8 protein-coding genes and 1 pseudogene are annotated in these 9,429 nt (G+C 73.4%); 3 read left to right on the top strand and 6 right to left on the bottom strand.

Annotation, left to right across the window (positions count from 1 at the left end):
- Positions 1–227 precede the first annotated feature (227 nt).
- From ABZ842_RS32665 to ABZ842_RS32645, 5 genes are all read right to left on the bottom strand, one after another.
- A complete protein-coding gene (locus ABZ842_RS32665) occupies positions 228–1,016 on the bottom strand; it encodes an alpha/beta fold hydrolase (protein ID WP_361545141.1) in 789 nt (262 codons plus the stop codon).
- Positions 1,017–1,067: 51 nt separating this feature from the next.
- The gene (locus tag ABZ842_RS32660) at positions 1,068–1,856 is read right to left on the bottom strand and encodes an ABC transporter permease (RefSeq protein WP_361545138.1); all 789 of its coding nucleotides are present in this window, start codon (positions 1,854–1,856) and stop codon (positions 1,068–1,070) included.
- On the bottom strand, positions 1,853–2,848 hold the full coding sequence (locus tag ABZ842_RS32655; protein ID WP_361545135.1) for an ATP-binding cassette domain-containing protein: 996 nt from the start codon (positions 2,846–2,848) through the stop codon (positions 1,853–1,855). The genes ABZ842_RS32660 and ABZ842_RS32655 overlap by 4 nt, the downstream gene beginning before the upstream one ends.
- Before the next feature lie 29 nt (positions 2,849–2,877).
- The gene (locus ABZ842_RS32650) at positions 2,878–3,762 is read right to left on the bottom strand and encodes a DUF4097 family beta strand repeat-containing protein (RefSeq protein WP_361545132.1); all 885 of its coding nucleotides are present in this window, start codon (positions 3,760–3,762) and stop codon (positions 2,878–2,880) included.
- 61 nt (positions 3,763–3,823) lie between these two features.
- On the bottom strand, positions 3,824–4,603 hold the full coding sequence (locus tag ABZ842_RS32645; RefSeq protein ID WP_361545129.1) for an SDR family NAD(P)-dependent oxidoreductase: 780 nt from the start codon (positions 4,601–4,603) through the stop codon (positions 3,824–3,826).
- A 286-nt stretch (positions 4,604–4,889) separates the two neighbouring features.
- On the opposite strand from ABZ842_RS32645, the gene ABZ842_RS32640 reads away from it, so the two are divergent.
- Together ABZ842_RS32640 and ABZ842_RS32635 are read left to right on the top strand one after the other, a co-directional pair.
- A complete protein-coding gene (locus tag ABZ842_RS32640; protein WP_361545126.1) occupies positions 4,890–5,771 on the top strand; it encodes a bacterial transcriptional activator domain-containing protein in 882 nt (293 codons plus the stop codon).
- 101 nt (positions 5,772–5,872) lie between these two features.
- Complete coding sequence (locus tag ABZ842_RS32635) at positions 5,873–6,754, top strand: class I SAM-dependent methyltransferase (protein ID WP_361545123.1); 882 nt, start codon at positions 5,873–5,875, stop codon at positions 6,752–6,754.
- A 52-nt stretch (positions 6,755–6,806) separates the two neighbouring features.
- Here the strand turns inward: ABZ842_RS32635 and ABZ842_RS32630 are convergent, their stop codons facing one another.
- Positions 6,807–8,858: a condensation domain-containing protein gene (locus ABZ842_RS32630; RefSeq protein WP_361545120.1), complete on the bottom strand. Its 2,052-nt coding sequence runs from the start codon at positions 8,856–8,858 to the stop codon at positions 6,807–6,809.
- 286 nt (positions 8,859–9,144) lie between these two features.
- On the opposite strand from ABZ842_RS32630, the pseudogene ABZ842_RS32625 reads away from it, so the two are divergent.
- Positions 9,145–9,429, top strand: a pseudogene (locus ABZ842_RS32625) (hypothetical protein); the annotation flags it as partial.

The raw sequence follows: 9,429 nt of genomic DNA, 5'->3' as shown, positions 1-9,429 counted from the left end.
AGTTTCGGGCGCCCTTTCCCACCAGGCCGTAAAGGGGTGTCGGGGAATTTTCGCGGACAGCGCGAAGCCGCCCGGACGGAAGAATTCCGGCCGGGCGGCTGGGAGGTGCACCGCGACGGTGCGGTGGCCCGTGGTGCGAGGGCCCGCCACCGTGCGGCGTCGGTGCGGTGCGGTTTGGTTCGGTTCGGTGCGGTTTGGTTCGTGCCGTTCGGTGCCGTTCGGTGCCGTTACGAGGTCAGCATCCGGTCGGTCAGGTAGGCCAGGACCTCGGCGTCCGTGCCGGGGTCGAAGACGAAGAAGTGCCCGCCGGGGTAGACGCGCTCGTCGTAGCCGACGCTGGTGTGGTCCTTCCAGCCCGCGACGAGCTCCTGTGGCGCCCGGTGGTCCTCGCCGCCGACGAGCGCGGTCATCGGGGCCCGCAGCGGCGGGGCGAGCGTGATGTCGTGCTGCTCCCACAGCGCGAAGTCGGCGAGCACGGTGGGCAGCAGGTGCTCCAGCGCGTCCTCGTCCTCCACGACCTCCTCGTCGAATCCGCCGAGGCGGAGCACCTCCGCACGGAACTCCTCCTCCGACAGGTGGTGCAGCTTGGCCTTCTTCCTGGCCTCCTCCGGCGACGGCTGCGCGGACACGAACAGCCGCCGGGGCAGCACCTCGCCGCGCGCCTGGAGGACGTGGGTGACCTCGTAGGCGAGCAGGGCGCCGCACGAGTGGCCGAAGAAGGAGTACGGCAGGTCGCGCGTGAGGGGGAGCAGCGCGTCCACGATCTCCTCGATCATGGGAGGCACTTCGGTGGGCGGGTCCTCCAGGAGGCGGTTCTGCCGCCCCGGGAGCTGGACGGCGACCGGCTCCACCTCCTCTCCGAGCAGTCCGGCCCAGCCGCTGAAGGCGCTGGCCCCGCTGCCGGCGTGGGGGAAGCAGACGAGCCGGTGCCGGGCGCTGCGCCGACGGGCCCGCCAGATGTAGGGGCTCTCGACGACGAGGCCCGTTGTGCTGGTGTTCTGCAGGTGGGTGGTCATGACTCCTCGCGTCCTCCAGTCGGTTCGTCGTGTGCGCCGTCCCGTGCGGCGTCAGCGCTTGGCGCCGCGGTTGAAGACGGAACGGGCCCACAGGAATCCGAGCGCGGTGAGCACGGCGCACCACCCCAGGGCGAACCAGGCGTCGTTGCCGATCCCGCTGCCGAGCAGCAGGCCGCGCAGGGTCTCGTTGATCGGGGTGAAGGGCTGGTACTCGGCGAACCAGCGAAGGCCCCAGGGCATGGACTCGGGCGGCACCACGGCGCTGCCCAGGAAGGGCAGGAACATCAACGGCATGGGCGCGTTGCTCGCCGTCTCCACGTTGGGCGACAACATGCCCAGGCCGGCCGAGAGCCAGGTGAGGCCGAAGGCGAGGAAGGCCAGCAGGCCGATCGCGGCGACCCACTCGACGGCCGTGGCGTCGGGCCGGAAGCCGATGGCCAGGGCGACGCCGATGACCAGCACGAGGCTGATCATCGTCTGGATGACGCTGCCCACGACGTGGCCCACCAGGACTGCGGAGCGCGAGATGGCCATGGTGCGGAAGCGGTTGATGATGCCTTCGGTCATGTCGGTGCACACCGCCACGGCGGTCGCCACCGAACCCGAGGTCACGGCCATCAGGATGATGCCGGGGGTCACGTAGTCGGTGTAACCGTCCCGGCCCGAGGGCGCGCCGATGCCGTTGCCCAGCGCGCCGCCGAAGACGTACACGAACAGCAGCAGCATCAGGATCGGCATGGCGACCACGGAGATCGTCATGGACGGATAGCGCTGGGCGTGCTTGAGGTTGCGCCGCAGCATCGTGCGCGAGTCGCGCAGTGCGTAGGTCGAGGTGCTCATCGGGGGTTCTCCTTGGACGATTCGGCCTCCGAGGCGTGGGGACGGCCGGTGAGGGCGAGGAAGACGTCGTCGAGGTCGGGCGTGTGCACCGTCAGCGCCTCGGGTTGGACCGCCACCGCGTCCAGTCGGTCCAGCAGGGAGCGCAGCGCGGCCACGCCGGTGTCGCTCGGGATCTCCAGGGTGAGCGCCTGCGCGTCGTACCCGTCCCGGCCGAGGACGAGGGCGGCGGCGTCCAACCGGGCGGCGGAGGTGAACCGCAGCCGGATGAAGCCGCCCGGGATGCGTGCCTTGAGCTGCTCCGCCGTCCCTTCGGCGACGATCCGTCCACCGTCCAGGACGGCGATCCGGTCGGCGAGTTGGTCGGCCTCCTCCAGGTACTGGGTGGTGAGGAAGATCGTCACGCCGCCTTCGGCGAGGCCCTGGATGACCTCCCAGAGGCTGCGGCGGCTGCGCGGGTCCAGACCGGTCGTGGGCTCGTCCAGGAAGATCACGCTCGGGTTGCCGACCAGGGTCATCGCCAGGTCCAGCTTGCGCCGCATGCCGCCGGAGTACGTGGACGCCGGCTTGCGGGCCGCCTCGGTCAACTCGAAGCGGGCGAGCAGTTCGTCGCAGCGCCGCCGGCCCTCGCGCCGCGGCAGGTGGTGCAAATCGGCCATGAGGAGCATGTTCTCCTCGCCGGTCAGCAGGTTGTCGACGGCGGAGAACTGTCCGGTGACGCCGATCGCGGCGCGCACCGCGTCCGGCGCGGCGTCGAGGTGGTGCCCGGCCACGCGCGCCTCGCCGGCGTCGGCGGGGATCAGCGTGGACAGGATCTGCACGGTGGTCGTCTTGCCGGCTCCGTTGGGACCGAGCAGGGCGAAGATCGTGCCCGCCCCGACCTGGAGGTCGACCCCGTCGAGGACGACCTTGTCCCCGTACGCCTTCCGCAGCGCGTGCGCGCTGATGCCGTGGGTCGTGGTGACGGGTACGGTCTCGGTGGTGGTGGCAGTCATCGTGCCCCCCTCTCTCCTTCGTGTGGGTGTCAGTCGCGGGCGCCGGCTAGTTCGGCCGGCTGGCGCTCGGTGGAGTGGGCGCGGCGCACGTGGATGTCGCCGTTGTCGACCCGGGCGTGCACCACGACGACGTCCTCGGCGTCGCCGGGGTCCTCGACGGCGCCGAGGCTGCCGTACACGGTGCCGAAGGTGGCCTTGACGTCGAGCTGGGCCGGGACGCCGTCGAGGAGGCCGATGTCGGCGCTGCCCTGGCGGACCCGGACTTCGACGCGGCCGGCGGCGACCTCGTTGACGCTGACGATGCCGAGCGCGGTGGTGGCGTTGACGGTGGCGAGCGAGCGGCCGATGGAGACGTCCCCCCGGGTCGCCTTCACCCGCAGCGTTCCGCGGGCCTCGTCCACGCGCGTGGCGCCGTTGGAGTTGTCGATCTCGCATCGGCCGGCGACGCGGCCGATCCGCACCTGCCCGGTGCCGGTGGTGATTCGGGCGCTCGCGGTGACCGCGCCGACTGCGACGTCGCCGTGCCGGGTGCTCAGTTGCACCGCCTCGGCCCGGTCGACGCTCAGGTCGCCCTCGGTGGCGGTCAGCCGGCACCGCTCCAGCTCGCCCTCGACGGTGAAGCCGCCCATGGCGATGGTGCCCTCCACGACGGAGCCGCGGGGCAGTTCAACGAGCACGCGCACCGCGCCCGACTCGCGCCGCGACACCTTCCCCTTCGGAGCCTGGACGAGGAGCCTGCCGCCCGCGAAGGAGACGGTGGTCTCCTTCGCGACGTCGGCGTCGCCCTCCTTGCCGGTGAAGGCCGGCAGCACTTCGACGACGGTGTCGGTGCGGTCCGATGCGACGATCCTGGCGCTGCCGGCGACGAGGTTCACGGTCGCGGTGACCGGCTCGGGGGTCGCGAACTGGGGCATGGGTGGTCCTTCCGGTCGTGGGGGCGATCGTGCGGGTGCGGCAGGAGCGGTCCGGTGGTGCTCAGAAACTGGCCATGCCGCCGCAGACGTTGAGGGCCTGGCCGGTGATGGACGCCGCAAGGGGCGTGGTCAGATAGCCGACCAGGCCCGCCACCTCCTCCGCGGTGGCGTACCGACCGAGCGGGATCTGTGCCTCGAACTGCCGTTGTACGTACTCCTCGGTGGCGTCCCAGGCGGCGGCGTAGCCCTGGCGGACCCGCTGGGCCATGGGCGTCTCGACGTAGCCCGGGCAGACCGCGTTGACGGTGACCGCGCTGGCCGCGAGCTCCTTGCCCAGGGCCCTCGTGAAGCCGAGGACCCCGTGCTTGGAGGCCGAGTAGGGGGAGCCGAGGAGTACCCCCTGCTTGCCCGCCGTGGAGGCGATGCTGACGATGCGCCCCAGGGGGGCGTCGGCCATCCCCCCGTTCCTGAGGACTTCACGGGTCACCAGGAACACACCGTTGAGGTTGGTGTCGATGACGTCGTACCAGAGGTCGTCGTCGAGGTCGGCGAGCACGCCGCCCCCGTTGCGCCCCGCGCTGTTGACGAGGATGCCGAGCGGTCCGAAGGCGTCGACGGCGGCGGCGACCAGCCGTGCCACCGACTCCCGGGACCGGACGTCGGCCGTGGTGCCCGCCGCGTCGATGCCCTCCGCGCACAGGGCGTCGACGGTCCGGTCGACGTCACGCGCGGTGCGGGCGCACACGAAGACGCGGTGGCCGCGACGCCCCAGGTCACGGGCGACGGCCAAGCCTATGCCGCTCGTCGCGCCCGTGATCAGCGCCGTCGTCATCGTCGTCATCGCGTCTCTCCGCGGCTCACCGAATGCGTACGGATGGGGTCGTGAAGCAACGTAGACCGGCGATCGACGCCAACTCCCTTTTCTGTAGCGGGAGTAGGCCGGTCGTCGATTGCTTCTCAAGCGTCGGCGCGCCCCGACGGGCGACGGGCCGTGCCCGGTTCCACCGCCGGCGGCGGTCCATCCGCACTCAAGCGGCGCGCGAGTGATCGTGTTTTCAATGCCAAGGGAGGCAAGAGCGACGCAAGACGGCGCCAGGACACGTCGTCGAACACTTACGGGGGCAGCGATGAAGATCAAGCTGATGGGAACGGTCACCGTCGAGCACGACGGCGCGGCACCGCGCCATCTGTCCAGTACGCAGGTCCAGACGGCCCTCGCCCGGCTCGTCCTGGACCGGGCAGCGGGCACCAGCCGCGAAGGGCTCGCCGACACGCTGTGGCCGGGCGAGCTTCCGGACACGTGGGCGGCGGCGCTGCGCGGCGTGGTCTCCCGGGTGCGCACCGCGGTGGCCGACCCGCTGCGGCCTCCCGGCGCGACCCCGCTGGTGGCGCGCGCCGGGTCCTACCTGCTGCGACTGCCCGATGACGCCGTCGTCGACCTGGAGCAGGCGGAGCGGACCGTGGCCGCGGCACGTACGGCGTACGGCGAGGGCGCGCACGCCGTGGCCCGCCGGTACGCGAGCGAGGCCGCCGGCGCCCTGCGCGGCTCGTTCCTCCCCTCGGCGGAGGGCGACTGGGCCGAGGAGACGCGCGAGCGGCTGGCCGGACAGCGCCTGACGGCACTGGAGTTGGCCAGCCGGTCGGCCGCCGCGCTCGGTGACGCGCACGAGTCGCTGCGCTGGGCGAACGAAGCGGTCCGCAGCGCCCCGCTCCGGGAGAGCGCCCACCGCTGCCGCATCGCGGCGCACGCCGGCGCGGGCAACCGCGCGGAGGCGCTGCGCGCCTACCACGAGGTGCGCACGCTGCTGGCGGAGGAGATGGGTATCGACCCGGACTGCGAGACCCAGGCGCTCTACTTGGACCTCCTGCGGTCCTCCGCCCGCCCGGCGCGCCCCGCTCCCCGCCGCTCCCCGCGCAGGCTCCCGGCCCCCGACCTCCTCGGAGCCTTCGAGACCCCGCCGGCGTTGGCCGCGCCCGCCTTCGGTGCGCTCACCGCCGCGTCGTCGTAGGCGGCGCACCGAGCCGGGACCGGCTCGTGTTGCGGCCCGGTTGCGGGTTCGGGTGCAGCCTTGGGGGCGAACCGGCGGACGGCACTGACGAGAGGCAGCCCATGACCAGCCAGCAGGACCGGCCCTCCCGGCGGCCGGTCTGCGCCCCAGGACCCCACTACGGTGCGGACGAGGTGTTCCACCGGCTGCTGCTCGGCCCGAGCATGGCGCGGGCGGCGGGACACTGGGAGGACGGCGAGCCGTTGGGCGACACCCTCGACGAGGCCCAGGAGCGCGGCATCGACCGCCGCGTGGAGCTGGCCGCGGCGCACGGCGCGGCCCGCGTCCTCGACCTCGGCTGCGGTTGGGGGACGTTGCTGCACCGGCTGACGACCGTGCACGGCGTGGAGCGCGCCGTCGGCCTCGGCGCCGAAAGGACGCAGGCGTCGTTCATCTCCGGCTTCGGCAATCCGCGGGTGTCGGTGCGCCGCGAGAGTTGGGCGGAGCACCGGGCCGAGCGGCCGTACGACGCCGCGTTCTGCGCGGACGTGTTGGAGCGCACCGTGCCCGCCTCGCTCGGCCGGTGCGACCGCGCCCTGCGCTACCGGTGCTTCTTCACGTCGGTGGCCGGCGCGTTGGCGCCCGGTGCACGTCTCGTCCTGGACACGGTGACGGCCTCGCGGACACCGATCGGCGCACGGCCCCGGGAGGAGTTGCGCCTGCTGCACGCGAACGAGTTCGGCGGCGGCCACCTCCCGCACCCGCGCGAGGTGGCCGCGGCGACTGCGGGTCTGCTCGACGTGACCGAGACCGTCGACGACAGCGGGCCGTACGCGATGTCCTGCCGCGCCTGGCTGGACCGACTCGAACAGTGCCGGGACCTCGCGGTGGTGCTGGCCGGCGAGGAGGTGGTGCGACGGGTGGCGCGTTCGCTGCGCGCCCTCGTCACGGCGTTGGAGTGCGAGTACCTGGCACGGCTGCGGATCGCCGCGGCGCGGGTGTGAGGACCCACGGTGCCCGTGGCCGGACGCGTTCGCCCGGGGCCTGTCGAAGAGGTCAGGCCGGCTGGCGGCCCGGGCGCCGTCGGGCGTCGGCGAGGATCCGGGCGAAGTCCCTCGCGCCGGTGGCGGGCCCGGTGAGCACGACGACGGGAGGGGGCCCGCCGCCCGCCGCGACCCGACGGGCGATGTCGTGCACCGTCACGCCGTCGCCGCTGAACGCTCCGAGCACCCGCAGTCCGCCCGGCTCGCCGCAGGGTGCGCGCAGCAGGACGATCTCCTCCGGTCCGGGATAGGCGCGGGCGAGCCGCTGGTAGTACGAGCGGTCGACGTCACGGGCCTGCAGCAGCCCGACGTTGTCCGCGCCGCGGTACGCACCCGGCCGTAGCACACAGGGCTCCGCGTCCGCGGAGCCGGAAGCCGGGGCCGATCCCCGCGGACGGCCCGCGCTCGTACCGGACGCACGGGACCGGGGCGGCGCGACGGCACCGGACGGCGGCAGCAGCGCCAGCGCTTCGGCGACTCTCACGACGCGCTCCGGACCGGTGGTCAGCTCCCGGAGCAGCAAGGTGGCCCGGGCGAGGAGTTCGGCGGCGTCGCCGATCCGGGACCCGTCGTGGTGCAGGGTCAGCACCAGCCGCCCCGAGCCGTCGTGGTGGGCCACCAACGTGACCGGATGTGCGCTCGCCCTGTCCAGCGTCTCGGGCACGCCCACGTGCACCCCCGCAGCGGCCAGGTCCCCGACGACCCCGGCCAGGGAGCGCCCGTTCGTCTCGAAGGCCAGCACGGTGTCCGCTCCTGATCGCTCCCCCGCGGACCAGGCCGCTATCTGTCCGGGTGAGACCCACTCGTACAAGGACAGGTCGAGGGCTCGCTCCCGAAGTGCGGCCAGGAGCCCGGACAGTTCGTCACGGGGGTCAACGACCACGGACACGGGCAGGGCCGTACGCAGCGGGCCGGGCAGCCTCTCGACGCCGTCGAGGAGGATGCCGCGCCCCGCCACGGCGGTGTCGAACCGCACCCTCGCCGGCCCGTCGGCCTCGGCGTCCCGGTACAGCAGCAGCGCCCACACCGCCTGGAGCACGGTGGCCTCGGTGCTGCCCCAGGCCGCGGCCCGGGTGAGCACGTTCGTGGTCTCCTCGTGGTTGAGCCGGAGGCGGAAGTGTCCGCTGCGACCCGCCCCCACGGGCCGGAAGGTCCGCAGGCGGGTCAGGTCGGGCAGCGGGCCGTGCGCGGCGTCCCGTGTGAAGAACTCGCGTGCCGGCGCCGTGTCCTGCCCGGCGAGCCAGTCGGCGTAGTCCCTCATGTCCGGTCGCCGCTCGCCGCCGGGCAGTGCTCCCCCGGCGAGATAGGCGCGGTAGAACTCGCGCAGCAGCAGCCGTACGCTCCAGCCGTCCAACAGCGCGTGGTGGAAGGTGAGCAGCACGCGGGCGGGCCCGCCCGGGGCCCGCAGCACGGTGATCCGCAGCGGTCCGGGCCGGCGCGGGTCCATGCCCCGGGCCCGGTCGCGGACCAGCAGGTGCCGCCAGTCCGTCCCGGCGGCGTCGAGGACGGTGATCTGCGGCTCGACGGCGCCCTGCACCACCGCCATCGGCCGCGCCCCGTCGTCGAAGGCGGTGCGCAGCACCGTCTCGCGGGCGAAGACAGAGCGCCAGGCCGTGGTGAACACCGCCTGGTCGAAGGGCCCGTGCCAGTCGAAGGCGATGCGCTCCACGTGCCGGTCACCGCGCGGGCGGGCGTCGTCGTCCGCCAGCAGGTGCCGCTGCAACGGGGTCGCCGGCACACCGCTCACCGCCAGGAGCTGTGCCGCGGACGGGCGGGTGAGTAGATCGGCGAGGCGGCCGACCGGCAGGTCGGCGCGGGCCTCGGCGGACCGGGCGGTGAACCGCAACAGGTGCCGCCCGGGGCCGCTGCGCCCCAGCTCCGGCCGCCACGCCGGACCGCCGCAGCCGGACCGGCCGAGGTCGTCCAGGGCCGCGTCGAGGTGCGCGGTGTCCAGCGGCCCGAGTATTTCCAGGACGGGTGGCATCCCTTCGGCCCCACGTCCGAGGTCCATGAGCACGGCCATGGGCTCGGTGTGCGGTACGCGCGGGAAGTGACTCGTGGTCATGGTGTGTCGGGGCGCGCGCCGGAGCGGACCCCTGCCTCCCCTCTCGTGTGGCAGCGCCCGTCCAGTCTCGGCACCGCACCTCGTGCCGCGCTGACACGGCGCTGACACGGTGGTGGAGAACGGCGAACGAATCCGGCCATCCCCGAACCTGGCCGTGCGCCCCACGATCGCCTGAGGTCCGCTTCAGAACCGGTGGAGCGCGGACGCCCGCCCCGCCTTTGCCCGCGTACGGTGCTCGGATCCGGCCGCGCACACCGGGCGCGGACCCGAGGACGAGGAGTCCGCCATGGGAGAACCGGGCCTTGCCCAGGTCGCTCACCCGTACGCCGCTGTCCCGGCCGGGGCCCGCGGCGCCCTCGTGGGCGGTGTCCGTCCCGCCGCCGTCGACGGCCGCTCGGCACCCGCGCCGAACGACGGTTTCCACGTCTTCGACGCACCCGCGCCGAACGACGGTTTCCACGTCTTTGACACCACCCTGCGTGATGGTGCCCAGCGTGAGGGCATCAACCTGACCGTTGCGGACAAGCTGGCCATCGCCCGGCATCTGGACGACTTCGGCGTGGGGTTCATC

It is taken from the genome of Streptomyces sp. NPDC047315 (assembly GCF_040643215.1).
Taxonomy (GTDB): Bacteria; Actinomycetota; Actinomycetes; order Streptomycetales; family Streptomycetaceae; genus Streptomyces.
Note: the sequence above shows the minus strand (reverse complement) of the source record. Positions and strands in the feature narration are given on the sequence as shown.